The organism is Lelliottia sp. (assembly GCF_045627565.1).
Classification (GTDB): domain Bacteria; phylum Pseudomonadota; class Gammaproteobacteria; order Enterobacterales; family Enterobacteriaceae; genus Enterobacter.
This window is the reverse complement of sequence record NZ_JAZQNX010000047.1, coordinates 1-25,933: the sequence shown is the minus strand read 5'-3', so window position 1 is coordinate 25,933 and position 25,933 is coordinate 1. Positions and strand designations below refer to the sequence as shown.

Here is a 25,933-nt window from a genome sequence, read left to right as displayed (position 1 = left end):
AATCATTTGTTCAATAGCGGAGCGATGATGACAGTACTAATCGAAGCGCACGGCATCCACAAACAGTTCTCCGGTGTTCCGGTGCTCAGGGGCATTGATTTCACGCTGCTTTCCGGCCAGGTTCATGCCCTGATGGGCGGCAACGGCGCCGGAAAATCGACACTGATGAAAATCATCGCCGGGGTGGAAACGCCCGACAGCGGTGAACTTAATGTCGAAGGCAAACCCTTTGCGCGTCTCAAACCCGGCCAGGCGCATCAGTTAGGCATTTATCTTGTTCCGCAGGAACCGATGCTGTTCCCCAATCTTACCGTGCGCGAAAACATTCTCTTTCGCCTGCCGCGTGGCAACGATCCTGAAAAACGGCTTGCCGATAAGCTCCAGCAGTTGCAGTGCCAGCTCAATCTCGATGCCGCCGCCAGCACGCTGGAAGTGGCGGATCAGCAGATGGTGGAGATCCTGCGCGGGCTAATGCGTGATGCGAAGATCCTGATCCTCGACGAACCGACGGCGTCGCTCACGCCGGGCGAAACCGAACGCCTGTTCCGCCAGATCCGCGCGTTGCAGGATCTGGGTGTCGGCATTGTTTTTATCTCGCATAAATTGCCGGAAATTCGCCAGCTCGCCAGCCATGTTTCGGTGATGCGCGACGGTGCGGTAGTGCTTAGCGGTGAAACTACGCAGTTTGACGATACGGCGCTGATTACCGCCATGACCCCCGTCAGCCGTGAACAAGGCTTAAGTGATACGCAAAAGCTGTGGCTGGCGCTGCCGGGGAATCGCCGCACGCAGGCGCAGGATTTCCCGGTGTTACGCGTGGAAGATCTGACGGGCGAAGGGTTTATCGATCTGAGTCTTGAGATCTACGCCGGCGAGATCGTGGGCCTCGCCGGGCTGGTGGGATCCGGACGGACTGAATTTGCTGAAACGCTGTACGGGCTACGACCGACGCGCGGTGGACGGATCTGGCTGGAGAATCAGGAGATTGGCGGGGATTCGGTGCTGACACGTCTGGAAAAAGGGCTGGTCTATTTGCCGGAGGATCGGCAGGTTTCCGGTTTGTTCCTGGATGCGCCTATTCGCTGGAACACCGTTGCGCTGAATGAGCCGTCGCTGTGGCAGCAACGCAAACGCGAAGCGGCGGTGGTCGAACGCTATCACCGGGCGCTCGGGATAAAACTTAATCATCCGGATCAAATCGTGCGCACGCTGTCCGGCGGCAATCAGCAAAAAGTGCTGCTGGCGCGCTGTCTGGAGGCAAACCCTCTGCTGCTGATCGTCGATGAACCGACGCGCGGCGTGGACGTTTCGGCGCGTGCCGACATTTATCAGCTGATCAAAAGTGTGGCGGCACAAAACGTGGCGGTCCTGATGATCTCCAGCGATCTCGACGAATTCCCCGGACTGGCGGACCGCGTGCTGGTGATGCATCAGGGCATGTTCAGCGGCGAACTGCCGCGTCATGCCGTGAGTCTGGATCGGATGATGGCGCTGGCCTTTGGAGGGCAATCATGAAGACGTTGCTGAAAAACCGCGAGCTGAGCGCTTTCCTGGCCATTCTGGCACTGTTTGGCGTGCTGGTGGCACTGAATCCGGCGTATTTGAGCTTTCAAACGCTGGGGATGATTTTTGCCAGTTCGCAGATTTTAATCCTGCTGGCGCTGGGCGCGGCGCTGGTCATGCTCACACGCAATATCGACGTGTCGGTAGGGTCCACCGTGGGGCTGTGCGCCATTGCCGTTGGGGTGGCATTGAATAACGGCTACAGCCTGCCGGTGTCAATGCTATTTGCGCTGGCGATCGGCGCGCTGGCGGGGGCGTTTAACGGCCTGCTGGTGGTGGGATTACGTATTCCGGCGATTGTCGCCACGCTCGGCACGCTGGGGCTGTATCGCGGCGCAATGCTGTTGTGGACGGGCGGGAAGTGGATCGAGGGACTGCCGTCGAGCCTGAAATCGCTCTCGGAACCTGTTGCGCTGGGCGTTTCGCCGCTCGGGATGGCGGTGCTGTTTCTCGTGCTCATCGGCGCGTGGACGCTGTCGCGCACCGTTTCTGGCCGCGATTTTTACGCCGTGGGCGACAATCTTGCCGCCGCACGCCAGCTCGGCGTTGCGGTGAATCGCACGCGAATGCTCGCTTTTACAATCAACGGAATGCTGGCCGCCTGCGCCGGAATTGTCTTTGCGTCGCAAATTGGATTTGTGCCGAATCAGACCGGCAGCGGGCTGGAGATGAAAGCCATCGCCGCCTGCGTGCTGGGCGGGATTTCACTCCTCGGCGGGACGGGCACGCTGATCGGTGCATTTCTCGGCGCGTTCTTTCTGACGCAAATCGACACTGTGCTGGTGCTGTTCAGACTGCCGGCCTGGTGGAACGATTTTATCGCCGGATTAGTTCTGCTGGGCGTGCTGGTGCTTGACGGGCGATTACGCCAGGCGCTGACGCGTCATCAACGCGCGCTGAAATACAGCCGGTTCCAGCCGGGCAATAAAGGGGGAAAGCACGTCACCCCGTTTCCCAAACGCAAAAAAGAGGTGGCGTAAATGAAGCTTAACTGGGAAACCACGCTGCTGATTTTGCTGGTGCTCGAAATCCTGCTCTTCGGGGCGATTAACCCGCGCATGCTGGATATCAACATGCTGCTGTTCAGCACCAGCGACTTTATCTGCATCGGCATTGTTGCGCTGCCCCTGACGCTGGTGATTATCAGCGGCGGGATCGATATTTCGCTCGGCTCGACCATCGGCCTGTGCGCTATCGCGCTGGGCGTCATGATGCAGTTTGGCCTGCCGATGTATCTGGCGGTTCCGCTGACGCTGCTGCTCGGCCTGCTGTGCGGTTTGTTCAACGCCGCACTGATCCATTACACCGGCATCAGCCCTTTGGTTATTACCCTCGGCACGCTGTATCTCTACGGCGGCGGGGCACTGCTGCTCTCGGGTTTGGCTGGCGCGACCGGTTACGAAGGGATCGGCGGCTTCCCCGACAGTTTTACCGCTTTCGCTAATCTGACGGTGTTGGGCCTGCCGATCCCGCTGGTGCTCTTCGCGGTGATTACTTTCTTTTTCTGGCTGATCACCCATCGCGGGCGTTTCGGTCGACATCTTTTCCTGATCGGCCAAAACCCGCGCGCGGCGCGCTATGCGGCGCTGTCGGTCAACGGCATGCCGTACGCGTTGTACGGCCTGGTAGGCGTGGCGTCGGCCATTGCTGCGCTGGTGATGGTCTCTTATTTCGGCTCGGCGCGTTCCGATTTAGGGCGCGACCTGCTGATGCCTGCGCTGACTGCGGCCGTGCTTGGCGGCGCGAATATTTACGGTGGTTCAGGTTCGGTTATCGGTACTGCGCTGGCGGCGTTGCTGGTGGGGTATCTGCAGCAAGGTTTACAGATGGTCGGCATCCCTAACCAGGTGTCGAGCGCGCTGTCAGGGGCGCTGTTGGTGGTGGTGGTCATGGGACGTTCGCTGAGTTTGCACCGTGAATGGGTGCGTAATTTCTTCACAAAACATACCCGGAGCTTGAGATGAAAACAAAACTGTTAGTCCTGGCGGTAGCACTCAGCGTGGCGTCGGCGCAGGCCGCCGATCGTATCGCCTTTATCCCAAAACTGGTGGGCGTCGGCTTCTTTACCAGCGGCGGAAACGGTGCGAAAGAGGCCGGTAAAGAATTGGGTGTGGATGTCACTTACGATGGCCCGACCGAGCCGAGCGTTTCCGGACAGGTGCAGCTGATCAACAACTTCGTCAACCAGGGCTTTAACGCGATTATTGTGTCCGCGGTGTCGCCAGACGGGCTGTGCCCGGCGCTGAAGCGCGCGATGCAGCGCGGCGTCAAAGTGCTGACCTGGGATTCCGACACCAAACCCGAATGCCGCAGCATCTACATCAACCAGGGCACGCCGGAACAGCTCGGCAGTTTGCTGGTCGATATGGCGTCAAAACAGGTGACGAAACCTGCTGCCAAAGTGGCTTTTTTCTACTCCAGCCCGACCGTGACCGACCAGAACCAGTGGGTGAAAGAGGCGAAGGCCAAAATCGAAAAAGAGCATCCGCAGTGGCAAGTGGTGACCACGCAGTTTGGCTATAACGACGCCACCAAATCCCTGCAAACCGCTGAGGGGATTTTGAAAGCCTACCCGGATTTGGACGCGATTATCGCGCCTGACGCCAACGCGCTGCCAGCCGCGGCGCAGGCAACGGAAAACCTCAAGCGTGAAGGCGTAGCGATTGTCGGATTCAGTACGCCGAACGTGATGCGCCCTTACGTGGAACGCGGCACGGTGAAAGCCTTTGGCCTGTGGGATGTGGTGCAACAGGGCAAAATTGCGGTCAATGTCGCCGATCATTTGCTGAAAAAGGGCGATCTTAACGTAGGTGATAGCGTGGACGTTAAAGGCATTGGTGTGCTGAAGGTCGAGCCGAACAGCGTGCAGGGCTATCAGTATGAAGCGAAGGGTAACGGCATCGTGCTGCTGCCGGAGCGCGTGGTCTTTACCAAAGAAAACATCGACAAATACGACTTCTGACGGGGGAAGCAATGGCTGATTTAGATGACATCAAAGACGGCAAAGATTTTGGTATTGGCACGCCGCAGCAGAACGTACCGTTCACCCTGAAGGGCTGCGGTGCGCTGGACTGGGGCATGCAGTCCAGGCTTGCGCGCATCTTTAACCCAAAAAGCAATCGTACGGTGATGCTGGCCTTTGATCATGGCTATTTTCAGGGACCGACTACCGGGCTTGAGCGTATCGATCTGTCGATAGCGCCGTTGTTCGCTGAAACCGATGTGCTGATGTGTACGCGCGGAATTTTGCGAAGCACCGTGCCGCCCGCCACCAATAAACCGGTGGTGCTGCGCGCATCTGGGGGGAACTCGATTTTGGGCGAGCTGTCGAACGAATGCGTGGCAGTGGCAATGGAAGATGCGCTGCGCCTGAACGTTTGCGCGGTGGCGGCGCAGGTATATATCGGCAGCGAATTTGAGCACCAGTCGATCAATAACATTATCAAGCTGGTGGATGCGGGCAATCGCTACGGCATCCCGACGCTGGCCGTGACCGGCGTGGGCAAAGAGATGGCACGCGACGCGCGTTATTTCTCGCTCGCCAGCCGCATCGCCGCTGAGATGGGGGCCCAGGTCGTTAAAACCTATTTCGTGGAAGCGGGGTTTGAAAAAGTGACTGCAAGCTGTCCGGTGCCGATTGTCATCGCCGGAGGCAAAAAACTGCCGGAACACGAAGCGCTGGAGATGTGCTTCCGCGCCATCGATCAGGGCGCATCCGGCGTCGATATGGGGCGCAATATTTTCCAGTCCAGCGCGCCGCTGGCGATGCTGAAAGCCGTTAAAAAAGTGGTTCACGAGAACATGAGCGCCCGCGAGGCTTTCCAGTTCTGGCAGGAAGAAAAACAGGGAGAAGGGCAATGAACGTGACGCTAGTGGAGATCAACATTAAGCCGGAGCGCGTGGACGAGTTTCTGGACGTATTCCGCGCCAATCATGAAGGCGCGATTCAGGAGCCGGGCAATCTGCGCTTTGATGTCCTGCAGGATCCGCGCGTGAAAACGCGATTCTTTATATACGAAGCCTACAAAGACGAAGAGGCGGTCATGGCACATAAGAAAACGCCGCACTATCTGGCCTGCGTGGATAAGCTCGAAGAATTGATGTCGGAGCCGCGCAAGAAGCGCTGTTTTGTGGGGCTGATGCCGGAATAAAAAATAGCCGGGCATGCCACGTGCAGCCCGGCCACGAATCAAAGGGCAATGATTTCGCGGTGTGCCACGGCACCAGGCATGAGCTGTTGCAGGTGGCTGATTAACGCCTCACCCGCCGCTTCCAGCGCTTCGAAAGGCATCGCGGGCAGGCTTTCAAGAATAAACCACATCGTTTTGGCCTGACTATCCAGACGCGTTCTCACGCCCTGTCGCCAGTTCCAGCGGCGACAGGTTACGCCGATGTCATCGCGCCAGATAACTTCTCCCGCATCCGGGTATTCGACAATCGGCTGGCCCTCTTTCAGGGTATCAAACGGCTCGCTGCCGTCGGCAATCGTCAGGCGAGGCACTCCCGAATACGCTGCGAAATTTTCGCCACCCACCGGGATGGCGTAGCGCACGCTGATGGCATTGTAGATATCGACTATCGGATCGAGAGAAGGCAATTCGCCCTCTTTCAGCACGCGTTTACGTAGGGCGTTGGCTGAGCAGGGTGTACGTTTAGGCTTTGCGCCAAAGGCTTTGAAGACGTCGTCCCAGGCGGTGAGATGCGCATCAGCCCAGGCAACATCATCGTTTAAAACCTGCTGACAGGCGCGCGCTAGCGCCGCGGGCGCGACCTCGGGATGAAGAATGGGCGCAGCCTCAACCATGATGCTCAGGGCGCGGAACCCTGGCGCGATTGATGCAAGACGAGGATCTATTGACGGCGTGACAAGAGACATAAATAATCCTGTAATGACTGTTTTATACCATGGTAGTGACCAATGACTGATAAAGTCAATATAATGACCGAATTGGGTGCTGATATCGCCCAAGTGAGTTTGGCTGTCGCCAGCCGTATCCGCAGCTGGCGTAAAGACAAAAAGTTGTCATTGGACGAACTGTCCCGCCGCGCGAGCGTCAGTAAAGGGATGCTAGTGGAGATTGAAAAAGGGGCTGCCAATCCCAGCATTGCGATTCTCTGTAAGCTGGCGGCGGCGCTTGGCGTTTCGGTGGCTGACATTGTGAATGTGTCCAGTGAACCGCTGGTGCATGTTATCGAGGAAACGGCTATTCCCGTGTTGTGGCAGGGGGAGCAGGGCGGCAGCGCGAAACTGCTGGCGGGAACGGCGGGGCCTGACATGATTGAGCTCTGGTGCTGGGAGATGTCTCCGGGGGAACGTTTTCACTCATCCGGGCATCCAGCTGGAACTGTCGAGTTACTGCATGTAAATGCCGGTGAATTGACGCTCACGGTGGGCGAGACGGTGACGAAAATCACGGCTGGCGCATCGGCAGTGGCCAAAACGGAATCGGCGCACAGCTACGCCAATCAAGGGGAAAGCGTGTTGCGCTTTACCATGACCGTCGCGGAGTATCACCGTTAAGACCCCCCCTCTCAGGACCGAGAGGGGGCCGAATACTACGCCTCTTCAACGGATACACGCAGTGCGGCCAGCGCTGTACGCGTCGCTTTCAGCACTTGCTCACACTGCTCAATCGTCAGCGTTAACGGCGGTTCGATACGAATGGTTTTCGAGTTGTTGAGCGTTCCGGCCACCAATATCCGCTGGCGGAACATCTCGCTCGCGAAGCTATAGCCGATTTCGTTATCCACAAATTCAATCGCCATCAGCATCCCTTTGCCGCGTGCGTCCTGCACCAGATCCGGGTATTCGCGGCCTAACTGCAAAAACCCATCCAGCAGCATGTCACCTTTCTGTTCTGCCTGAGCGGGTAAGTTTTGCTCAAGTAAAACGTTGATGGTGGCCAGCGCCGCCGCACAGGAGAGCGGGTTGCCGCCAAACGTGGTGGTGTGCAGGAACGGGTTATCGAACAATACCGAGAACACCTCTTCAGTGGCCACCGTCGCACCAATCGGCATCACGCCGCCGCCGAGCGCCTTCGCCAGACAGAGAATGTCGGGCTGGACATTTTCGTGCTCGCAGGCAAACATTTTGCCCGTGCGGCCCATACCGGTCTGAACTTCATCCAGAATCAGCAGCGCGTCGAACTCGTCACACAGCTTACGGACCGCCGGTAAATAACCTAACGGTGGCAGGATCACGCCGCCTTCACCCTGGATAGGTTCCAGGATCACCGCCGCCACGTCATCACCGGTTTTACGGCATTCGGTCAGCATGGTGCGCATCGCGTTGATATCCCCGAACGGCACATGGCGGAAGCCCGGCAGTAGCGGCATAAACGGTTTGCGGAAAGTGGATTTGGCGGTTGCCGACAGTGCACCCAGCGATTTACCGTGGAACGCGCCGCTGGTAGCGATAAAGGTGAATTTCCCGCGCGGAGACTGGTACGCTTTGGCGAGTTTAAGCGCCGCTTCGACCGATTCCGTGCCGCTATTGCTGAAGAAGCTGTATTTCAGTTTGCCAGGCGTGAGCGCCGCCAGCGTTTTCGCGAGCATCGCGCGTAGCGGGTCTAGCAATTCCTGGCTGTGAAGGGGTTGTTTGGCGAGCTGATTCTGTACGGCGGAAACCACAACTGGATTACGGTGCCCCACGTTGAAAATTCCAAAACCACCCAGGCAATCGATAAATTCCTGTCCTTGGGTGTCAACAAGCGTATTCAGACTTCCCGCTTGCCACTCTACGGCTCCGTAATCCCCGCCAGCGGTAACAGATTTTCGGTACTCTAAAAAACCCGGGTTCACATGTTCTTTGAAGTAATCAATCACCTCTCGGTTAAGTTGTTTCATCTCCTCATGATCAAGCGTTCGCTTTTCAATGAGATTCAGTGCGTGCGCGGTGCAGGCAAGAGCCGAGGCGCTGGAAGGTAACCTGTTCAAAATAAGCTCCGGGGTATCGCGTATCACATGATACTGACTTAATTATTGCAGGGTTTACGCCACATCTTGGGGCTCGCTGAAAATCGGGATAAACGCCAGGTTAAAATAATGTTGCGCAAAATTTAATCGCGCCGGGCAGTGAATTCGAGGTTTGCCGGTGGGCTTTTTTGCGGACCATTTGCTCCGATTCAGGTCAATTGCACTGTAGTAGTGCATAACCACCTTATTAAGGAGTGCTTAACAGTTAGGTCTTTATGGGTAATTTCTACAGGAAAGTATTACAAATCAATTAATTATAAAAACGCACAAAAAGTGCGGTTTAAACGCAAATTGCGATCTGGATCAATTTTAACAACTAAAGATAAATTGGTAACCGCCGAAAAAGGATTAAGACACAAAATTAACAATCAAATAACCTGCAAGGTATAGCCATAATGTCCTCTCAAACGTATGTCACTCAGAATGAATATCCTCTGAACGACGATACCACCTTGATGTCCACCACCGATCTCAACAGTTATATGACTCACGCCAACGATACGTTCGTGAAAGTGAGTGGCTACCAACTGGAAGAGTTGATGGGACAACCGCACAACATGGTGCGCCATCCGGATATGCCAAAAGCGGCCTTTGCTGACATGTGGTTCACCCTGCAACAGGGCGAGCCGTGGAGCGGAATTGTTAAAAACCGTCGCAAAAATGGCGATCACTATTGGGTGCGTGCCAATGCCGTACCGATGGTGCGTGGTGGGCAGGTGACAGGCTATATGTCCATTCGTACCCGCGCCAAAGCGGAGGAGATCGCGGCCGTAGAGCCGCTGTACAAAGCCCTCAACGAAGGACGATGCAATAAGCGTGTGCACAAAGGGCTGGTGGTCAGTAAGGGCTGGCTGGGGAAATTACCGGCGATGCCGCTGCGCTGGCGTGTGCGCGGTGTGATGACGGCATTATTTGCCATGCTCGTTGTGTCGTTGGTTGCGACGACTGCCAGTTGGGCAGCACTGGGCGTGAGTGCAGCGGTGATGCTGCTCGGCACAATGCTCTTTGAGCAGCAAATTGTGCGGCCGGTTGAAAACGTTGCGCGTCAGGCGCTAAAGGTCGCCACGGGCGATCGCAACAGCGTCGAGCATCTTAATCGCAGCGATGAGCTGGGATTGACCCTGCGCGCCATCGGCCAGTTAGGTCTGATGTGCCGCTGGTTGATCAATGATGTGTCAAATCAGGTGGTCAGCGTGCGTGACGGGAGCGATCGTCTGGCAAAAGGCAATGAAGACCTGAATGACCGCACCCGTCAGACGGTCGAAAATGTGCAGCAAACGGTGGCGACCATGAATCAGATGGCCGCATCTGTGCAGAGCAATTCTGAAACCGCCGCGGCAGCAGACAAACTCTCGATGGTGGCCAGCGGTGCGGCTTCCGAAGGCGGGAATGCGATGCAGACCGTGGTGAAAACAATGGACGAAATCGCCGACAGCACCCAGCGCATTGGTTCTATCACCAAGTTGATTAACGATATCGCTTTCCAGACCAACATTCTGGCGCTGAATGCGGCGGTTGAAGCGGCCCGCGCGGGGGAGCAAGGGAAAGGTTTTGCCGTCGTGGCGGGTGAAGTGCGTCACCTGGCGAGCCGTAGCGCCAATGCTGCCAATGATATTCGTAAGCTGATCGACGCCAGCGCCAGTAAGGTGCAGTCGGGGTCCGATCAGGTTCATGCTGCGGGGCGCACGATGGATGACATCGTCGAGCAGGTGCAAAACGTCACGCGCCTGATCGCGCAAATCAGCCATTCAACGTCTGAACAGGCGACCGGGCTTTCTGACCTGACGCGTGCGGTGGCAGAGCTGAACAGCATTACGCAGAAAAATGCCGATTTGGTAGAAGAAAGCGCGCGCGTTTCGGCGATGGTGAAGCAGCGCGCAGGCCGACTTGAGGATGCGGTTACCGTGCTCCATTAAGTGAAATTATGTTCCAAAAAGCCGTTTATTTCGTATGGAATAAACGGCTTTTTACATTGCAAATAGGGTTGTGATATTTATTGATTATTGTTGATTTAATATTAAATAACTAAAAAAAGTTCATCAGTTTTATATCCCAACCTAAGCCAACTTACCCAAACGCTATTTCAAAAACAGCATAACTTAGGGTTCTGTATCGATCAATGGGCGCTTATTAATAGATTACGCCTATCCATTGCTAGGGTTATGAAATATAAAAACGATCAAAGTCATAAAGTTAGCGCGTAAGTTACCGATAACGCTGATCGTCTGAGAAATAATCACATTGATGGAGTATATATGTTTTTACATGGCGTAAAGATCGGCACGAAATTATTTCTGGCTTTTGGGTTCTTAATTTTACTCATGGTGGTGAGCGCCAGCCTGTCGCTCATGAGCCAGAACCGAGCAAATAACGGGATGCAGTCCATCATTAACAACGATTATCCGACAACGGTGAAAGCCAATCAGTTAATCGAAAACTTCCAGGAGTTTGTGAGCACTCAGCAAATCATGCTGCTGGACGAACAGGGTCGCTATACGGAACAGTCTCAGCAGCATTTGAAAGAGCTGAGCGAGCGTATCACCGTGATCCTCACCGACCTGAATCGCTCCCTGCAAGATAAAAAATCGCAGCAAATCCTGGCGGGCATCGCTGCAGTACGTCAGGAGTATCTGGACTCGCGTTACCGTATTTTACAGGCCGTGCAAAACAACGACCGTGCGGGCGCAATCCAGGAAATGATGACCAAAACCGTGGACCTGCAACAAGCCTACAAGGCGAAAGTGCAGGAGCTGATCGCAGTGCAGAACAACGAGATGCAAAACGCGGGTCAGCAGGTCGACAGTGATTTTAAATCTAACCGCCTGCTGCTGGTGTTATTGACGGTTCTCAGCGTGATCATTGGCAGCACGATTGGCTGGTTTATCGTGCGTTCCATTACGCGTCCGCTGGGCGAGGCGGTCTCCTTTGCGGAAGCCATCGCAGAAGGCGATTTGACGCGCAATATCACCACGCGCTCCAAAGACGAAACGGGTCTGCTACTGCACGCGCTGATGGAAATGAAAACGCGTCTGCTGGAAATTGTGCAAGAGGTGCAAACCGGCTCGGAGAATATCTCCAGCGCGGCAGCGCAGATTGTGGCAGGCAACCAGGATTTGGCGGCGCGTACCGAAGAGCAGGCCAGCTCTGTTGAACAGACTGCTGCATCCATGGAGCAGATTACCGCGACGGTAAAAAACACGGCGGCGCATACGGGCGAAGCCACCAACCTCTCCGCAGATGCTGCAACCGTGGTGAAAAGCAACGGCGAGATGATGAAGCAGGTGACGCAAAAAATGCGCCTGATTAACGAAACCTCCAACCGGATGTCCGATATCATCAACCTCATTGACGCCATTGCTTTCCAGACCAATATTCTGGCGCTGAATGCGGCGGTGGAAGCTGCGCGTGCGGGCGAACACGGTCGTGGTTTTGCGGTGGTGGCGGGTGAAGTTCGACAGCTCGCACAGAAGAGTGCCTCATCAGCCAGCGAAATCCGCCAGTTAATCGAAAGCTCGAGCAGCCAGACTCAGGACGGCATGAGCCTGGTCGAAAAAGCCAGCGCGCTGATTAACGGTATGGTCGGAAATGTGGAAGGGATGGATCTGATCCTGCGCGATATTCGCCAGGCCAGCCACGAACAGACGGAAGGCATTTCGCAGATTAACAGCGCGATTGGTTTGATCGACTCGACCACCCAACAGAACTCCGCGTTGGTGGAGGAGTCTGTGGCCGCAGCGGCATCGCTGAACGATCAGGCGATGCACCTGAAAGAGCTGGTCAAAGTCTTCCGCGTGCGTGAGGAGAAGTTGGCTTAATCCAGCTGGGAGATCTCCAGCGCCGCGCGGTCAATCACACCGATAATCTGTTTGATCTGCGCGTCGCTGATTTCTCCCTGATTCACTCTGAGATCCAGCACCGCTTTAAAGTTATCCAGCGCCCGTTTCATCTGCGGATTTTTACGCAACTGGAACCCTACGCAGCGCGCTTTTATACGCGTCTGAATGTGCTCCAGATGTTCCTGATTTTCATCCAGCCAGTGCTGTCCGGCAACGGTGATGCCGATCTTTTTGCGCCCGTTTTCTTCTTCCGAAATGGTGATAAACGCCTGATCCTGCAAAAAATCGAGGGTAGGGTAAATCACGCCGGGACTGGGGGTGTAATTCCCCTTCGTCATGCTTTCGATCTCTTTGATCAGCTCATAGCCGTGGCTGGCGTTACGCGTCAGGATGTCCAGAATCACCAGTCTTAACTCTCCGTGACCAAAGAACCGCTGACGGCGTCCGCCGCCATGATGTTCCCCGCCGCGCCCGTGATGGTGGTTTCTGTCGCCATCGTCGTATGTGTGTCTCATCGTTTTTCTCCTTAATTTGATATATCTAATGTATATCTAAATTTGATAAATTAGCAATTATCTTTGCTGATTATTGTTTAACTAATTGAATGTTAATATTTTAATTTGATTATGGCATTGCGGTTTTTCGCGGAATTCACTGTATCAAAAAAAGACTTGCAATCCGGTTTGTTAGCAATCATTATCATTTAAAATCTATTTAGATATATCGTATTTACATTTGAAGGCAGAGAAATGACATCAACCCGCTACCCACAACGTGTCCGTAATGAACTGCGCTTTCGCGAGCTAAACGTGCTGCGCGTAGAGCGTGTCAGTCCTGGTTTCCAGCGCATTGTCTTAGGCGGCGAGGCTCTGGCAGGTTTCAGCTCCCAGGGTTTTGACGACCACACCAAAGTCTTTTTCCCGGCTCCTGGTACGACGTTTTCACCGCCGGTGGTGACCGACGAAGGCATCGACTGGGGGGATGGCGTACGCCCGCAGGCACGCGATTACACGCCGCTGTACGATGAGGCGCGTCACGAGCTGGCGCTGGATTTCTTTGTTCATGAGGAGGGTCTGGCGAGCAACTGGGCTGTCCAGGCGAAAGAGGGCGATAAGCTGACCATCGGCGGCCCGCGCGGCTCTCTGGTGGTGCCGGAAGATTACGCATGGCAATTGTACGTGTGCGATGAATCAGGAATGCCAGCGTTGCGCCGCCGTCTCGAAGCGATTGCGCAGTTGCCGAATCGTCCGGAGATTCACGCCGTCGTCACCGTGGGCGATGCGTCTTACAAAGACTATCTGGCGCACCTGAGCGAGTTTGAGATTACCTGGATTGTGGGTCACAGCGAGCAGGCAGTGGCTGACCAACTGGCGGCGCTGAGCGTGCCAGCAGCAGATTACTTTATCTGGCTGACCGGGGAAGGGAAGGTGGTTAAAAACCTGAGCCGCCAGTTTGAAACCGACGCGATTGATCAGCAACTGGTGCGTGCCAGTGCATACTGGCACGCTAAGTAGCTAAGCTGCGGAATCCAGCTGCGCTTCGTTGACCTGTAGCTCGAGCGCTGTGCGGACTTCGCGCAGCGCCTTTTCCTGCTGGGTAAAATAGGATTCCATATTGTTCAGGGTAGAGACCAGCAGCCAGGATTCTTCTTTTTCCAGCTCGGCCAGCTCGCTGACCAGTGTGTCGATTTGCTCGCGAACTTGCGCCATCTTTTTGCGAATACGCTCAAGATCGTTCAACCTGTCGCTGGCCATTATCGGCTCAAAGCCCTGTTGCAGGCGAGCGACCAGTGAGCGAATCGCTTTCACGTCTCCGCGCTGTTTCGCCTGATTGAGCTGCACCATCATGGTGTTGGCTTCGTCTTTCAGATCGTCCGCCACCAGATCCGGGTGGCAGAGTTTACTCGCCTGACGCCAGAGCCGTTTTAGCTCGTTTTGATCTTCTTCCGACAACGCTTTGCCTTTGCGCAGACGCACTTCGGCATCATGATGCTGCTCGCGGTATTTTTCGTACTCTTCGTTGGCTTCGTCGCGTGCCTGACGCGCTGGTTCCTCTTCTTCTTCACGCGTTAAGCCCATCTCCAGCTCTTGCGCTTCGGCCAGCAAATTGGCAATCAGGTCGCTTTGCTGCTGCAAGAGTTTACGCGCATCGGTGGCCTGAACGGAATCGGCTGGCAGTTCACGCCAGCGCTGTGTCAGCGTCGCCAGCACCTCGACGGCCTGCGACATATATTGCTGACAGCGACGATAATCCTCTTCGCGACGGCGCGCTTCCGCCTGCTGACGGCGTAGATTCAGTTCCGCGAGCGTTTTACGCAGCTGAAGGATTTGCGACATCAGTGGGCCGAGACGGGAGAAATAGAGATCGTTGAACTCATCCAACTGCTGAACGCGTGCATTGCGACGGTCAATCAGGTCGCGCAGGCGCTCTTCCAGCGCTTTTAGCTCAAGCTTGCTCGCAGCAACCTGCGGATCGCGCCACTGCGTCATCGCCCGTTGGCTCTGCAACCATGCGGTGATCGCTGCCATTGCCGCGGTATAGTTTTGATTCTCAAGCGCCGTGACGATCGCCAATAGCTCGTCATCAAACGCTTCGCTTCTCAGTCGTGCCAGCTGGCTCAGGATGATGTCATCATCTTCCAGTTCAATGGCATTTTTAATGATTTCTAGCCGTTTGATCGGTGTGCTCATGATGCCTTTCGCTTTGGCGCTTAAGTATTTGAGTTAAGGTTAGTTGTTGTCACAGCTACAGGAAATAATACACACGGATGATGATCGGCGCGATGGGGGATTTCTTTAGTTTTGAAGTGGGTTTTGTCTTTAGGGGCTGACTTACCACAGAGCAGGTCGATTACCCGGCATGGCTGCAACCTTCCAGCGGCTTGTCATAAAGGGACAAAACGTCACCCTTTCTGACTCGAAATGTAAAAGTGTTAGCGATCTCCTGGTATTGAAAGCTAATTTGGGCCATACAAGAAGCTTATTCGTTACGTGGTTAATTTTAAGGATAAGACTATGCCTGCAGTAATTGATAAAGCATTGGATTTCATTGGTGGGATGGATACCTCCGCATCAGCGCCACAGTCAATGGATGAAAGCACCGCGAAGGGGATGTTTAAGTATTTGAAAGAGATAGGTGTCCCCGCGAGCGCAGACGATGTCACCGCACGCGGCGCCCAGGAGGGATGGGATGCCGGTTTTACTCAGAAGGTGGCGGGCTGGGCTGAAAAAATTGAGTCCGGGAGCCACATCGTGATCAAAAACCCTGAATATTTTTCTGCCTATATGCGTGAGCAACTCCGCGCCCTGGTGTGAGTTGAAACATCACCCATCGTTATCAATTCGGACGCTCTAGAGCGTCCATTCTCCCTTCTGAATCAAGATACAATTTGTGATGACATGACAATATGAAACCGTACGCGGCTGCGGTTTTTGTCTTATTCGCTCGTTAGAAAATCCAACCACTCATTATCTGACAGCACGCGATAAAATGGCGTTGTATGGCTTTTGATACAAGACAGCAACGCGGAGTCACTCATCTCTGAGGCTAACGTTTGATATTCACCGCCGAGATCGTCATAGAGACGGTAATACAGCCAATTGAAGTAGCGGCATGTTCTGGTGAAAAACGGTGGCGGGAAATCCAGATACGCGATGGCGAAATCATATAACACCGTTTCCGCTTTTTTGGCGTCTTCACACTGAATAATATTCCACAGCTGTAATTTGAGCCAAATCAACGCGCTGATTTTTGCATCCGGCAAGGATTGGCCCGATTCACGCAGATAACGGTCGAGATACATTCTGACTTCATCTGAATTGGGATGCTTATCGAGATTTAACGAGGCAAGAATCAGCACTGCTTCAGAGTCGTTGCCCTGCATAACCTGTCGCTCCGCCCATTCGACAATCTCTTTATCACTGGCTTCTGTGTGCAAAGCGCCGTGGATCTCATTGAATTGACGAAGACAGAGAAGATCGTGGAGCGTGTAGGGATACGAAAATGTTGTCATCTTGACCTCAAAAGCCAGACCCACCCAGTCGCACAGATGTGGGTTCTTCAACCTGTTCATTATGCTTGAGGATACTTGCGCAAGCCGCTTGCCAGCTGGGTAAACACCTCGATAATGCGCGGAAGCGCCTGCTCGGGATCGTTACTCGCCGCGACCCACAGTGCGGCATTCATCGCGGCGCTGTTTAACATATGGGCTGCAGCGTCAGCATCCACCGCTTTAATAACCCCTCGCTCGAGCATTTTTTTAACGGTCTGGCGGGTGGATTCAAGACAATTATTCTGACTGGGCCACTGAGCGGGATCCCCGAGAAAGGCCGGGCCGTCGAGCAACACGATACGGCGCACCTCGGGGTCTAACGCCATCTTGATATAGGCGACGCCTTCAGCCAATAGCCGTTCCCAGTCGTCGCTGGCATGCGCGGCGTCGGCTTTGGCACGTTGCGCCATCTCACCGTCCATCTGGGCAACAACCGCGGCCAGCAATCCCTTTTTATCGCCGAAATTATGGTAGAGCGCTCCGCGTGTCAGGCCCACACTGGCCGTTAATTCATCCATGGATGACGCGGCAAAGCCTCTTTCAGCAAAGGCTTTTCGTGCTGCCATGACTAACTTTGCGCGGTTCTCTTCCATCGTTTCAGTACGACGTTTAGCCACCATATCTTCTCCACTTTCATTTGACATACGGTGCGTATGTGTTATTAATTCAACATACGCAGCGTATATTAAACCATCTGTCCGTGCTGCGCTGACCTTTTCTCACATTGGCAAAGTACAGGATATCCTATGATTAAGCGCGAACCGATTTTCCCTGCCAGCCGACACGCTCTCTATGAAGAGCACGGTTATTCTGCCGCGATCCGTTCCGGTGATTTGCTGTTTGTTTCTGGTCAGGTAGGAAGCCGCGACGATGGAACGCCTGAGCCGGTTTTTGCCGCTCAGGTGCAACTGGCGTTTGATAACCTGAAAGCAACGCTTGCGGCAGCGGGGTGTACTTTTGACGATCTGATTGATGTCACCACCTTTCACACCGATCCGGAAAATCAATTTTCAACCATCATGCAGGTAAAGCAGGCTATTTTCCCGCATCCCCCTTACCCAAACTGGACCGCCGTTGGCGTGACCTGGCTTGCGGGATTTGATTTCGAAATCAAAGTGATTGCCCGGATTCCTGCGCGTTAACTTCCATATTTTTGCGACCGCCGGATAACCACGTACCTGTTCTGAATAGGTATGAGAAAGCGGTTTTCCGGCATCCTGGGCTTTTACTCCTACGGAGTGAAGACGTTATTGTGCGAGCAGGGTCGTATAATTTGTTGCCACCCAGCGGTAACCGTTGCCTTCATGCTTCACGTGGCCAAGCCCCGGAAACGAAATATGTGCGGCAGCGACCCAAACGTTCTGATCTGCAGCTTGTTTGAGTACGCGTTCCCGCGTTGTCACTGCCTGCTGGCGATTGACGTCAAAGTGGATAGCGACGTGCGGATCGGGCATTTGTGCCGCTTTGGCGTGAATAATATCGCCCCATAAGATCAGCGTCTGGCCTTCGCTTCCCACACGATACAGCACGCTACCCGGCGTATGACCCGCGGTAGATTCTGCACGGATCCCCTCCGGGAGCGTTGCGGGTGCGAGGAAGGTTTTCAAGCGACCGGCATTGATGACCGGGCGAAGGGTTTTCTCACTCTCCGCAAAGGTGTGTGCCTGGCTAGCCTCCACCTGCTTTATGTTGGACGGATTAAGCCAGAATTCCACGTCTCGTTTATCCACATACACGTCTGCGTTTGGAAAGGCCGGTTTGCCCGAGCGTGATACCCCGCCGGAGTGATCGGCGTGAATATGCGTAAGCAATACGGCATCAATCGAATCAGCCGGATAGCCTGCGGCGGCAAGATTTGTCTGCAGATGCCCACCCGTGCTGCCGAAGAGATCACCTGCACCGGTATCCACCAGAATGCGCTTTTTGCCATCGTCAATAACGTAAGCATTGATCGACGTCTCGGCTTGCGGCGTCATGGCATCTTTGGCCATCGCCTGACGTAAAGTGTCCGGTGAGATGTTGGTGAGCAGTTTATCCAATGGAACCGTCACCGTGCCGTCAGAGACGGCGGTGATGCGCAGTTTTCCCAGTGTCATTCGATAATATCCGGGAGCCTGTTCATCCAGAGGGTTAACCTGCGCTTCTGCCAGAAGCGGACTGGAAAAGAGGAGTGACGTCATCAGTGCCAGTATTACTTTCATAAAATTGTCCTACTCAATGTCATTTTAACGTGCTGAGCAGTATCCTGAACCCATCACTATCACTCAAATTGATTAAGATAATGTTCACTATCAGAGAAAATGATTTTCATCGTATCGATCTGAATTTGCTGACGGTGCTCTTAGTCCTGCGGCGGGAAGGCAGCGTGTCACGTGCAGCAGAAAAATTGCATCTGGGGCAGCCGGCGGTCAGCAATGCGTTGGCGAGACTGCGTGAAATGTTTAACGATCCGCTGTTTGTTCGCACCGCAGGCGGCATGATTCCGACGCCGCGCGCCGAAGCGCTAATCGCTGAACTCGGGCCCTTGATGGAACAGATGCAGCATGTTCTTTTTCGGCCAGCGTCATTCACACCGGCGAGTGCAAGCCATGTTTTTCGGCTGGGTATGAGCGACTGGGTGGAGAGTTGGTTGATGCCGGAATTGCAGGCATATGTCATACGCGAGGCTCCGGGGATCACTCTGCAGGTCAGTGCCAGCGATCCTTTTCGGGATGGTGAACAAGTGCTGCAAAGGGAGATAGACCTGGCGATTTCGGTGGGACAGAGCACCGTCGCTACGTTGAGACGCGAAAATATCCGTTCACTCAACTTTTGTACGCTCTGGCACCCCGAACAACTGTCGCTGGAAGCGCCGCTGACGGTGAAAAATTACGTGGAGCACGATCACGTCCTGGTGTCCTATCGAGGATCGGCGTGGAGCGCCATTGACGATCAATTAGCATTGCAAGGGCAATCACGAAAGGTGCGTTACGTTACGCCGCATTTTTCCACCTTACCGCCTCTTTTGAAACGCATACCGGCTTTAGCGACCGTCCCGTTGGGCTTGGCGGGCGATTGGGTGACTCATTACGGCTTACGCTGTAGCCCGGTTCCGGTACAGACGCCTGAGATTCCGCTCTCGCTGCTGTGGCATAAAAAATCCGATAATGATATGCCTCTGAACTGGCTTAGGGGCGTTTTAGGAAGGGTTATAAAAGCTCTGCCATGATTCTCTCGGGTGGTAGAAGTGATAAGTCGACATATTGATTCTTGGGGGACCCGGAGCGTGACGAATAAACCCTATATAGAAACAAAAGAATGTTGGTTCAGTTAGTTTAGTTGTTTTATGTGGCTGTATTTAAAGGATTCACCACAAATGACCGAACCAACACACCAACCAAATGAACCAACAAACCATCAATTCGAACCAACAGAGAATCGATAGCATGCAGACAATTAAACCGGGTTCGCGCCTCACACTCACCAACACTCAATCATTACGGGCGGTGATTGGCAGAAAACGGCATGTTAACCCCACCGGTATCTGGCCGAGGGTATCAGCGTAAATCCCCGCGTGTTGATGGGCGGCAGGTGAATGTGTACGTAATCCAGTATATGCCCGAAGAACCGGAGCAGGACGAATAAACTCTATAAGCGTAGGTTACACTGTGTATGAAGGTACGCTTTATAGTAAACACAGGGCTATCCCGACTTTAAGAAGATAATAAGATGGCTCGTCGATGATTAAACATCACGAGCCATCCTCTCCTTACCAGTTCCTTCCACTTCTAAATTCCTGCCGTCACTATCCCCATACTTCATGTTTGGTTTTTAGTTGGTATTGAGCTATTCAGTCATTTTAATTTTGCATTCAATTGATCGTTAAAACGGATCAATTATTAAATATTGATCTGCATAACCTATCAATATGAACGCCAATTTTCTGGAATATTTAAATTTAAAAGTTTCTTATTAACTCCGATGCCCATTCTCTGCCGCGTCTATTTTTACACCCTCTTTAAGTTGTATTTTAAAAGAGTTTTTTGCCAATTTTATACGTAAGCGTCTGTTTATTTTGATTGTGCAGGTTTTGATCAAAATCATTTCCCCTGGAATTTAATGGCGTATTCTGTTGCACGTTTTAAACGTACCTCATGGATAAGTATTGTTTATTATTATTTTTTTAAGGGATTTTTATGAAATATAAAATATTATTGTGCTTACTTTTTTTGTGCTTCAATTCTTTTGCTGAGTGCTTGTTCGTCCAGCGCGTTGATATGACCTTCTCTGTTGGTCCTATCAGCGTAAACCGTGATGTACCTGTGGGAACCATACTGGGAATCTATGAATCAACGACCTCGCCTGCACAGCAGGCCATTAGCTGTGACACGGGTAATATCTATTACCAGATGGTTTATAACGGGGCTGTTCCTGCCGGACCTGAACATGTGTATGCAACAAACGTTGAAGGTATCGGGATTTCTCTTTCCCAAACTGCTTTGGGAATCTCATTTGATAATCCCGCTACGCAAAGGGTAATCACGGATATCGCAGGTGTCTATCCGAACCATCCCCAGACACTGAAAATCTACAAGACGGGTAATATTAAATCAGGTGTCCTCAATCCGGGGGAAATCGCTGATAGTGAAGGGGACGACCGAAAACCTGCGGCGGTTTATAATATGCCGGGGGGGATTGTTATTACACAACTCAGTTGTTCTCTTACGAGTAACAGTCTGGTACTGCCATTAAACGATATTCCTGCGAATGATTTTGGCTCTACAGTCGGCTTCTCTCCACCAGCCATAGCGACACAAAATCTTGGGCTAAACTGCGATCCCGGTGCAAATATCAATGTCACGTTGAACGGTACACAAAATCCCGATGTCACAGATACCAGTGTTCTTGCTTTGTCAGAGCAGGGGCAGGAAAGCACGGCGCAGGGAGTTGGTGTGCAGATACTGTATAATGACAAGCCCCTTGTGCTGAATGAGTTATTGGTTCTTAAAAAATCATCAGGAGGGCTTGAGACTTTCCCGATTTCAGCACGATATTACCAGACGAAAACGCAGGTGATGCCCGGTAAAGCCAATGCCTCTGCGACCCTCGCTGTTACGTATCAGTGATGCTGTCTATTTTTTAGTCTTTATATTTCTTGTTTACTGTTCGTCGTGACTTTATTTTATTCCTGAGCACAGTAGTTACACGATGATAATAATTAACTTAATGCGTTATTCGCCGCATGCGCTATGTGGCTTTTTTAAGTTAATTACTTTTATATCTGTTCTGCTATGGTTCATCTTGCAAAACGTGAGTACTGATCTAATACCAGGTATTTTTCTGTATGCCATCCCGTGTTTTGGCATCATGGCCGCCTTACTCCGGCGGCTTTTTTTAGCCTTTCAGTGATAATTTACTGCAGTTCTGTTTCTGTTCCGTAGAATGCCGTATTCAGCGTTGACCAGGTGGCTCAGCTAGTGTGTGTCAAAACCGAAGGCGCGGTTTCAATCCCTTCTGATATCGCATACGTGCCCGCAGCGTCAAGCATGCGTATCGCCATACTGCCAGCGTGGGCTGTGCAGGAATCCGGCTGTAATGGCTGATTTGCTGCGCCTTCGATTTTTTCGCACAATTTACCGCCATCTTCAGGGCATTTACCCGTTGCATTTTTGACAATAATTTCTAAATCTCGATTGTCCACGGTGGTGTCAATATGGTTAAGTACCCACGTTTCGAAGGTTTTATCTTTGTCTGCTATTTTCTCCAGTTGGCCTGATGTTCTCCACTGATGGGCGAGCAGGCTTACGACAGTGGCGGATATTCCCTCAGAGATAGAGCCATCGTCACATTCCCGCAAATGGCTGTAAAATGAATGAACGTCCGTCCAGTCATGTATTTTACTGATGGCAGCGTCTGCAACGTCCATTTCTTCAACGGTTTCACATCCAGCGGCATGAGCCACGCCGGATAAAAACATCATTGCAATGAGCGCTGATTTTATTTTCATATAAGATTCATTCCGCGCGGCATATAAATATTATGCGTTTTATCTCATTTTCCTTTTGTATTCTTGAAGTTCATACGGCCATTGCTCCAGACGAAAGTCATTTTCTATGTCGTCTGGAGAATGATTCCCTTCAAAGAATTCAAGGGATCGAAGTCTATTAACTGCACAGTTATAAGTTTTTCTATGGGTTTCATTCATTTCATTCCAACCCACACCATTAAAGCTGTCCTTAATCATTTGCGTTTCATAGATTAGAGTGTTTTTTTCCCATCACTGATGCTTTGTGCCGAATGGAATTCTTTTCCCAATCTTTTAAAAAGTACCAAATCACATAGAAAGCAATCATTCCAACTATCCAGGATGGAATCCACTTTTAAATATTTCTCTTTGGTTTCATAAATAATTTGGTTGCCACTAAGATCAGCACATTATTTAAAACGAGAGCCACCAAAGCTGTGATTGTTACATAGTAAAAATCCCAATTTTCAATATCAATAAAACCGTATTTTTCTGTTAAAAATAAAAACACTTTCAACTCAGGAAAGCCCCCCTATCAGCAGCGCAAAAATCACCATGTAGGTGAACGCAAAGACGTGCCATGCGATAAGGAATCTTTTTATGCTCATCAGTACACCTGCACTGTGCCGTATGCTTCCAGTTGTCTGGATATCTTAAAGGTTGGCATTCTCAGCATCGCTTTCTAGAAAATACTGAAAATGTGATTGTTAGGATGACTGAGCTAACCGCAGCGAACAATACACATAGCAGCCCCGCAAAATCATAAACATCCTCATCACCAAAAATCCCGAAACGGTGAGCCAGCCAGTAAACCCATTCAAGGGGGAACAAGCGACCCCAAAGCATGCCGCAGACGCAAAACGAGAACGCCAGATGCAGCACAGTTGCCATAACCCGCAAGATCATCTTCATCACGTTACCGTTATTGTGCCGTATGCCATGAAGCTGCAGCAGGGTACTTGGATCATCGTTGTTTTCAGCAATGCATCCCGCAGGTAGTCAAAGTCACTTAGTTGCGTCAGTGTAATGCATCCTTCACTCAACCCCCGCGGCCCGATAGGGTGTAATCGAAAATTTCCCCGCTTCACACCTTCGATAAAAACAGTGTCACCGATCTGCCAGCCATCCCGATACAGAGCAAACCATGTGGTTCTATCCGTTCCGTAATATTCACGAAGTCCGAACTCATAAATGGCTCCCAACCTGCCGCCGCTATGCCGACCAACAACAAAATATCTTCCCGGTGGGATAGGGCCGATATCAGGAACGCTGCTCAATGAAGAATTGTTCCGGCCAGCCTTTTGACCTGAAAAAGCCGGGAAGTTGCCAACGCCAGGCACAGATAACACAGACGTTGGTAAACCGTTAAGGGGAAACCTGGCGATTATCATGCTGTAACCCGCATATTCCATCCATCAGTGAACTGGATATATTTCCAGGTGATTTTTTCGTAACGCAGTTCAACGGATTCGTTATGGTTATGTTTTTCCATGGATGGGTTTTTGACGTTATGCATTACCGGCGTTACGCCGACAACCTTCACCCCCTCCAGCAGCATGTTGAAATATTCAACCTCCTGCCCAGCGTCATTGATCCGATACCATTTTATTTCTGCGCTTTTAAGCGTCTGGCCAGTAGCAACAGCCTTATAAAGATACGGGCTGGAAGAATCGAACTCTTTTTCTATCGTTAACGGCGAGTGCATACGGGTTCCCGTTAATCTCCCGGTATTCCTGTCCGTGGGGATGTGCAGTCCATGACCAAACGAAAGAATCTCAATACTACCTTCGCGATCCATTACGTCAGACGAACCCTTAATCGCTGCGCCGCCGTCGTCGGCCAAAAACAAATGTGCGGGGATTGCCATTCTAATTAACTCCATTTGGTTGATAAATTAACCAAACATTACTCCTTCATGATTTTTCAAATCGTAATATTTTATATCACCATTATTACCCATATTTACCCACTCAATAAATCAATGAAAATTATAATTGCAGTGCATCTATATTATTTATTTTTGGTGCGCATAACAGGCCTGAATAAAAGTGTTACGGCATTGCTTTTTTTGCGGCGTTTTATAGGTACTCGATAAGCTACCTGATGATACCTGGCAGGCCATTGCTGAATACGGCGTGATTCAGTGGCTTTTGGCACAATCTACCCGTAACACCAGCAACTAACAAGCGCCCCGATCGGGGGCTTTTTTGTGATTGTTTCCTACTGCGAATTCGCAATTTTTAGCTTAATGTTTTCGGAAATCACAAGTGTGAATATGCCCCGCTTTTCAGGTGAATCACACTAGCTGGTTCGTAAGGTATATGGGGCTATATGGTCCATTTCATGAGGTAAGGCGCGCAGGATTTTGCAGGAATGTCTTACCCCATGAACTATTAAGAAATGCTAAGGTTTTTGGGGTACACCCTGCCGGAAGCTAACCCGTGAGGCATTCAGGTTTATACAGGAGAGGGAATGGATAAGGCGCTAAAACATCACCTTCAGGAGCTGCGCAGGGAGGCCCTATCCTTTCATCGTTCGCAGCTGGAGAAAATGGGGGAGCACGATGCGATGCGGCAAGCATATTATTCGGTTCCGCCGAGGTTCAGAGTATGTTTCTGGTACATCATTATGCTGCCGTCAGTGCGCTGGCCTGCATTATGTCAGCCAGAGCAAGTAACACATGATATTGCTGTCAAACCCTCAAAAACGCTTATTTGGCCGAATATCCGAAAACCTCAATGTAACTTCGTGTAGCCCCATATAGCTGGCTTTGAGACGTGAAATCGTAGTTTTAAAGAAAAACTCGATATGTCGCATTTTGGCCCTGTTGAAATGTCGCAGTGAAAGCCTGTGGTGACAAGGCCTGCAGCCCGGAAAATCCCCCGCGATGTGTCGCACCCCGATCGAGAAAATTCGAAATTGAACAAAATCCGTACAGGAGCATTTTTCATTGTTTTGTGCTGGCGGCTATGAACCAACATTCATGGGGCTGAGCATAACCTCGTTATGCTGGATGTTGGTTCGCATAAATCCAGTGCTGGCGCGGCTTACAGAGTCGTGAACCAACTGAACCGACGTTTTTTTCGTGTCTATATATACGTTTTTAATGTGTTTTGACTGGCGGGAGAACTGATGGCTACCGACGCTGGTGGCAGGGGGCAGGGCAATCTCTGGAGACTATGGATCACCATACGGCCCACTTCACTGAATTTTTACACCCGCGAAATTAAAAAATTGTGGCGAGATGGTAAGAGCGGTCACAAATTAACCATAAATCACTATGGTTACTTTTCTGGAATATCCCCGGCATATCCCCGGAAAAAGCAAAGGGCCAGCGCATTTAGCGCCAGCCCTTGCTGTGTCTGGTGGCCCCTGCTGGACTTGAACCAGCGACCAAGCGATTATGAGTCGCCTGCTCTAACCACTGAGCTAAGGGGCCGTGGCGGTGAATTATAAAGTAACTCCGCCGCGCAATCCAGCCATTCACACCTGCCTGCTGTTTTT

Annotated in this window: 24 protein-coding genes and 1 tRNA gene; 14 read left to right on the top strand and 11 right to left on the bottom strand. The window is 52.0% G+C overall.

The features are described from left to right. Positions 1 to 27 precede the first annotated feature (27 nt). Genes lsrA through lsrG form a run of 6 tightly spaced genes read left to right on the top strand, consistent with a single transcriptional unit; the run spans position 28 to position 5,714 of the window. Positions 28 to 1,515 carry an autoinducer 2 ABC transporter ATP-binding protein LsrA gene (lsrA, locus tag ACKI5T_RS21910; protein ID WP_407440177.1) on the top strand — a complete coding sequence of 496 codons (1,488 nt, stop codon included), beginning with the start codon at positions 28 to 30 and terminating at the stop codon, positions 1,513 to 1,515. Then, complete coding sequence (gene lsrC, locus ACKI5T_RS21905; RefSeq protein WP_015960519.1) at positions 1,512 to 2,543, top strand: autoinducer 2 ABC transporter permease LsrC; 1,032 nt, start codon at positions 1,512 to 1,514, stop codon at positions 2,541 to 2,543. Before lsrA ends, lsrC begins: the two co-directional genes overlap by 4 nt. Further along, positions 2,544 to 3,527, top strand: coding sequence for an autoinducer 2 import system permease LsrD (locus ACKI5T_RS21900; RefSeq protein WP_015960518.1), 984 nt, complete (start codon positions 2,544 to 2,546; stop codon positions 3,525 to 3,527). Next, positions 3,524 to 4,525 (top strand): autoinducer 2 ABC transporter substrate-binding protein LsrB, encoded by a 1,002-nt coding sequence (gene lsrB, locus ACKI5T_RS21895; RefSeq protein WP_015960517.1) that lies wholly within the window; start codon positions 3,524 to 3,526, stop codon positions 4,523 to 4,525. Before ACKI5T_RS21900 ends, lsrB begins: the two co-directional genes overlap by 4 nt. Positions 4,526 to 4,536: 11 nt before the next feature. Then, a complete protein-coding gene (lsrF, locus tag ACKI5T_RS21890; RefSeq protein ID WP_407440160.1) occupies positions 4,537 to 5,424 on the top strand; it encodes a 3-hydroxy-5-phosphonooxypentane-2,4-dione thiolase in 888 nt (295 codons plus the stop codon). Continuing rightward, complete coding sequence (lsrG, locus tag ACKI5T_RS21885; RefSeq protein ID WP_407440158.1) at positions 5,421 to 5,714, top strand: (4S)-4-hydroxy-5-phosphonooxypentane-2,3-dione isomerase; 294 nt, start codon at positions 5,421 to 5,423, stop codon at positions 5,712 to 5,714. Before lsrF ends, lsrG begins: the two co-directional genes overlap by 4 nt. A gap of 38 nt (positions 5,715 to 5,752) precedes the next feature. Here lsrG and ACKI5T_RS21880 read toward each other — a convergent pair whose 3' ends face one another. Further along, entirely contained in the window at positions 5,753 to 6,439 is a 687-nt protein-coding gene (locus tag ACKI5T_RS21880) for a B3/4 domain-containing protein (protein ID WP_407440157.1), read from the bottom strand. 42 nt (positions 6,440 to 6,481) lie between these two features. Here ACKI5T_RS21880 and ACKI5T_RS21875 point away from each other — a divergent pair, with 42 nt between their 5' ends. Continuing rightward, positions 6,482 to 7,084, top strand: a complete 603-nt coding sequence (locus ACKI5T_RS21875) for a helix-turn-helix domain-containing protein (RefSeq protein ID WP_407440156.1) — start codon at positions 6,482 to 6,484, stop codon at positions 7,082 to 7,084. Between the two features lie 35 nt (positions 7,085 to 7,119). On the opposite strand, the gene ygjG is transcribed toward ACKI5T_RS21875, so the two are convergent. Then, entirely contained in the window at positions 7,120 to 8,499 is a 1,380-nt protein-coding gene (gene ygjG / locus ACKI5T_RS21870) for a putrescine aminotransferase (protein WP_186752137.1), read from the bottom strand. 434 nt (positions 8,500 to 8,933) lie between these two features. Here ygjG and ACKI5T_RS21865 point away from each other — a divergent pair, with 434 nt between their 5' ends. Both ACKI5T_RS21865 and ACKI5T_RS21860 read left to right on the top strand, forming a co-directional pair. Continuing rightward, positions 8,934 to 10,454: a methyl-accepting chemotaxis protein gene (locus ACKI5T_RS21865; RefSeq protein ID WP_407440154.1), complete on the top strand. Its 1,521-nt coding sequence runs from the start codon at positions 8,934 to 8,936 to the stop codon at positions 10,452 to 10,454. A 339-nt stretch (positions 10,455 to 10,793) separates the two neighbouring features. Continuing rightward, positions 10,794 to 12,353: a methyl-accepting chemotaxis protein gene (locus ACKI5T_RS21860; protein WP_407440153.1), complete on the top strand. Its 1,560-nt coding sequence runs from the start codon at positions 10,794 to 10,796 to the stop codon at positions 12,351 to 12,353. Here the strand turns inward: ACKI5T_RS21860 and ACKI5T_RS21855 are convergent. Next, a complete protein-coding gene (locus tag ACKI5T_RS21855) occupies positions 12,350 to 12,889 on the bottom strand; it encodes a PadR family transcriptional regulator (RefSeq protein ID WP_407440151.1) in 540 nt (179 codons plus the stop codon). The genes ACKI5T_RS21860 and ACKI5T_RS21855 overlap by 4 nt on opposite strands. A 234-nt stretch (positions 12,890 to 13,123) precedes the next feature. Between ACKI5T_RS21855 and ACKI5T_RS21850 the strand changes: the two genes are divergently transcribed. After that, positions 13,124 to 13,888: a siderophore-interacting protein gene (locus ACKI5T_RS21850; RefSeq protein ID WP_407440149.1), complete on the top strand. Its 765-nt coding sequence runs from the start codon at positions 13,124 to 13,126 to the stop codon at positions 13,886 to 13,888. Here the strand turns inward: ACKI5T_RS21850 and ACKI5T_RS21845 are convergent, their stop codons facing one another. Next, on the bottom strand, positions 13,889 to 15,064 hold the full coding sequence (locus ACKI5T_RS21845; protein ID WP_407440148.1) for a DNA repair protein: 1,176 nt from the start codon (positions 15,062 to 15,064) through the stop codon (positions 13,889 to 13,891). A gap of 324 nt (positions 15,065 to 15,388) precedes the next feature. Between ACKI5T_RS21845 and ACKI5T_RS21840 the strand changes: the two genes are divergently transcribed. Then, entirely contained in the window at positions 15,389 to 15,688 is a 300-nt protein-coding gene (locus tag ACKI5T_RS21840; RefSeq protein WP_407440147.1) for a DUF1889 family protein, read from the top strand. Between the two features lie 122 nt (positions 15,689 to 15,810). Here the strand turns inward: ACKI5T_RS21840 and ACKI5T_RS21835 are convergent, their stop codons facing one another. Together ACKI5T_RS21835 and ACKI5T_RS21830 are read right to left on the bottom strand one after the other, a co-directional pair. Continuing rightward, a complete protein-coding gene (locus tag ACKI5T_RS21835; protein ID WP_407440145.1) occupies positions 15,811 to 16,446 on the bottom strand; it encodes a hypothetical protein in 636 nt (211 codons plus the stop codon). Beyond that, positions 16,446 to 17,045, bottom strand: a complete 600-nt coding sequence (locus tag ACKI5T_RS21830) for a TetR/AcrR family transcriptional regulator (protein WP_407440175.1) — start codon at positions 17,043 to 17,045, stop codon at positions 16,446 to 16,448. Before ACKI5T_RS21830 ends, ACKI5T_RS21835 begins: the two co-directional genes overlap by 1 nt. A 126-nt stretch (positions 17,046 to 17,171) precedes the next feature. On the opposite strand from ACKI5T_RS21830, the gene ACKI5T_RS21825 reads away from it, so the two are divergent. After that, the gene (locus tag ACKI5T_RS21825) at positions 17,172 to 17,567 is read left to right on the top strand and encodes a RidA family protein (protein WP_407440143.1); all 396 of its coding nucleotides are present in this window, start codon (positions 17,172 to 17,174) and stop codon (positions 17,565 to 17,567) included. Positions 17,568 to 17,672: 105 nt separating this feature from the next. Here ACKI5T_RS21825 and ACKI5T_RS21820 read toward each other — a convergent pair whose 3' ends face one another. Then, on the bottom strand, positions 17,673 to 18,626 hold the full coding sequence (locus ACKI5T_RS21820) for an MBL fold metallo-hydrolase (protein ID WP_407440141.1): 954 nt from the start codon (positions 18,624 to 18,626) through the stop codon (positions 17,673 to 17,675). An 80-nt stretch (positions 18,627 to 18,706) separates the two neighbouring features. On the opposite strand from ACKI5T_RS21820, the gene ACKI5T_RS21815 reads away from it, so the two are divergent. Both ACKI5T_RS21815 and ACKI5T_RS21810 read left to right on the top strand, forming a co-directional pair. Beyond that, entirely contained in the window at positions 18,707 to 19,633 is a 927-nt protein-coding gene (locus tag ACKI5T_RS21815) for a LysR substrate-binding domain-containing protein (protein ID WP_407440173.1), read from the top strand. Between the two features lie 967 nt (positions 19,634 to 20,600). Then, positions 20,601 to 21,530: a fimbrial protein gene (locus tag ACKI5T_RS21810; protein ID WP_407440140.1), complete on the top strand. Its 930-nt coding sequence runs from the start codon at positions 20,601 to 20,603 to the stop codon at positions 21,528 to 21,530. 344 nt (positions 21,531 to 21,874) lie between these two features. Here ACKI5T_RS21810 and ACKI5T_RS21805 read toward each other — a convergent pair whose 3' ends face one another. The 4 genes from ACKI5T_RS21805 to ACKI5T_RS21790 form a co-directional block, all read right to left on the bottom strand. Beyond that, complete coding sequence (locus tag ACKI5T_RS21805; protein ID WP_407440139.1) at positions 21,875 to 22,411, bottom strand: hypothetical protein; 537 nt, start codon at positions 22,409 to 22,411, stop codon at positions 21,875 to 21,877. A 929-nt stretch (positions 22,412 to 23,340) separates the two neighbouring features. After that, entirely contained in the window at positions 23,341 to 23,820 is a 480-nt protein-coding gene (locus ACKI5T_RS21800) for a DUF2778 domain-containing protein (RefSeq protein WP_407440137.1), read from the bottom strand. Next, the gene (locus tag ACKI5T_RS21795; protein ID WP_407440136.1) at positions 23,817 to 24,296 is read right to left on the bottom strand and encodes an Hcp family type VI secretion system effector; all 480 of its coding nucleotides are present in this window, start codon (positions 24,294 to 24,296) and stop codon (positions 23,817 to 23,819) included. Before ACKI5T_RS21795 ends, ACKI5T_RS21800 begins: the two co-directional genes overlap by 4 nt. A 1,496-nt stretch (positions 24,297 to 25,792) precedes the next feature. Further along, a tRNA-Ile gene (locus tag ACKI5T_RS21790) sits at positions 25,793 to 25,868 on the bottom strand. Between the last annotated feature and the right edge of the window lie 65 nt (positions 25,869 to 25,933).

What these genes read in the sequence shown, in the direction of transcription:
- lsrA (WP_407440177.1), top strand. Translation starts at nt 28, where the DNA reads ATGACAGTACTAATCGAAGCGCACGGCATCCACAAACAGTTCTCCGGT.
- lsrC (WP_015960519.1), top strand. Translation starts at nt 1,512, where the DNA reads ATGAAGACGTTGCTGAAAAACCGCGAGCTGAGCGCTTTCCTGGCCATT.
- ACKI5T_RS21900 (WP_015960518.1), top strand. Translation starts at nt 2,544, where the DNA reads ATGAAGCTTAACTGGGAAACCACGCTGCTGATTTTGCTGGTGCTCGAA.
- lsrB (WP_015960517.1), top strand. Translation starts at nt 3,524, where the DNA reads ATGAAAACAAAACTGTTAGTCCTGGCGGTAGCACTCAGCGTGGCGTCG.
- lsrF (WP_407440160.1), top strand. Translation starts at nt 4,537, where the DNA reads ATGGCTGATTTAGATGACATCAAAGACGGCAAAGATTTTGGTATTGGC.
- lsrG (WP_407440158.1), top strand. Translation starts at nt 5,421, where the DNA reads ATGAACGTGACGCTAGTGGAGATCAACATTAAGCCGGAGCGCGTGGAC.
- ACKI5T_RS21880 (WP_407440157.1), bottom strand. Translation starts at nt 6,439, where the DNA reads ATGTCTCTTGTCACGCCGTCAATAGATCCTCGTCTTGCATCAATCGCG.
- ACKI5T_RS21875 (WP_407440156.1), top strand. Translation starts at nt 6,482, where the DNA reads ATGACTGATAAAGTCAATATAATGACCGAATTGGGTGCTGATATCGCC.
- ACKI5T_RS21865 (WP_407440154.1), top strand. Translation starts at nt 8,934, where the DNA reads ATGTCCTCTCAAACGTATGTCACTCAGAATGAATATCCTCTGAACGAC.
- ACKI5T_RS21860 (WP_407440153.1), top strand. Translation starts at nt 10,794, where the DNA reads ATGTTTTTACATGGCGTAAAGATCGGCACGAAATTATTTCTGGCTTTT.
- ACKI5T_RS21855 (WP_407440151.1), bottom strand. Translation starts at nt 12,889, where the DNA reads ATGAGACACACATACGACGATGGCGACAGAAACCACCATCACGGGCGC.
- ACKI5T_RS21850 (WP_407440149.1), top strand. Translation starts at nt 13,124, where the DNA reads ATGACATCAACCCGCTACCCACAACGTGTCCGTAATGAACTGCGCTTT.
- ACKI5T_RS21845 (WP_407440148.1), bottom strand. Translation starts at nt 15,064, where the DNA reads ATGAGCACACCGATCAAACGGCTAGAAATCATTAAAAATGCCATTGAA.
- ACKI5T_RS21840 (WP_407440147.1), top strand. Translation starts at nt 15,389, where the DNA reads ATGCCTGCAGTAATTGATAAAGCATTGGATTTCATTGGTGGGATGGAT.
- ACKI5T_RS21835 (WP_407440145.1), bottom strand. Translation starts at nt 16,446, where the DNA reads ATGAACAGGTTGAAGAACCCACATCTGTGCGACTGGGTGGGTCTGGCT.
- ACKI5T_RS21830 (WP_407440175.1), bottom strand. Translation starts at nt 17,045, where the DNA reads ATGGTGGCTAAACGTCGTACTGAAACGATGGAAGAGAACCGCGCAAAG.
- ACKI5T_RS21825 (WP_407440143.1), top strand. Translation starts at nt 17,172, where the DNA reads ATGATTAAGCGCGAACCGATTTTCCCTGCCAGCCGACACGCTCTCTAT.
- ACKI5T_RS21820 (WP_407440141.1), bottom strand. Translation starts at nt 18,626, where the DNA reads ATGAAAGTAATACTGGCACTGATGACGTCACTCCTCTTTTCCAGTCCG.
- ACKI5T_RS21815 (WP_407440173.1), top strand. Translation starts at nt 18,707, where the DNA reads ATGTTCACTATCAGAGAAAATGATTTTCATCGTATCGATCTGAATTTG.
- ACKI5T_RS21810 (WP_407440140.1), top strand. Translation starts at nt 20,601, where the DNA reads ATGAAATATAAAATATTATTGTGCTTACTTTTTTTGTGCTTCAATTCT.
- ACKI5T_RS21805 (WP_407440139.1), bottom strand. Translation starts at nt 22,411, where the DNA reads ATGAAAATAAAATCAGCGCTCATTGCAATGATGTTTTTATCCGGCGTG.
- ACKI5T_RS21800 (WP_407440137.1), bottom strand. Translation starts at nt 23,820, where the DNA reads ATGATAATCGCCAGGTTTCCCCTTAACGGTTTACCAACGTCTGTGTTA.
- ACKI5T_RS21795 (WP_407440136.1), bottom strand. Translation starts at nt 24,296, where the DNA reads ATGGCAATCCCCGCACATTTGTTTTTGGCCGACGACGGCGGCGCAGCG.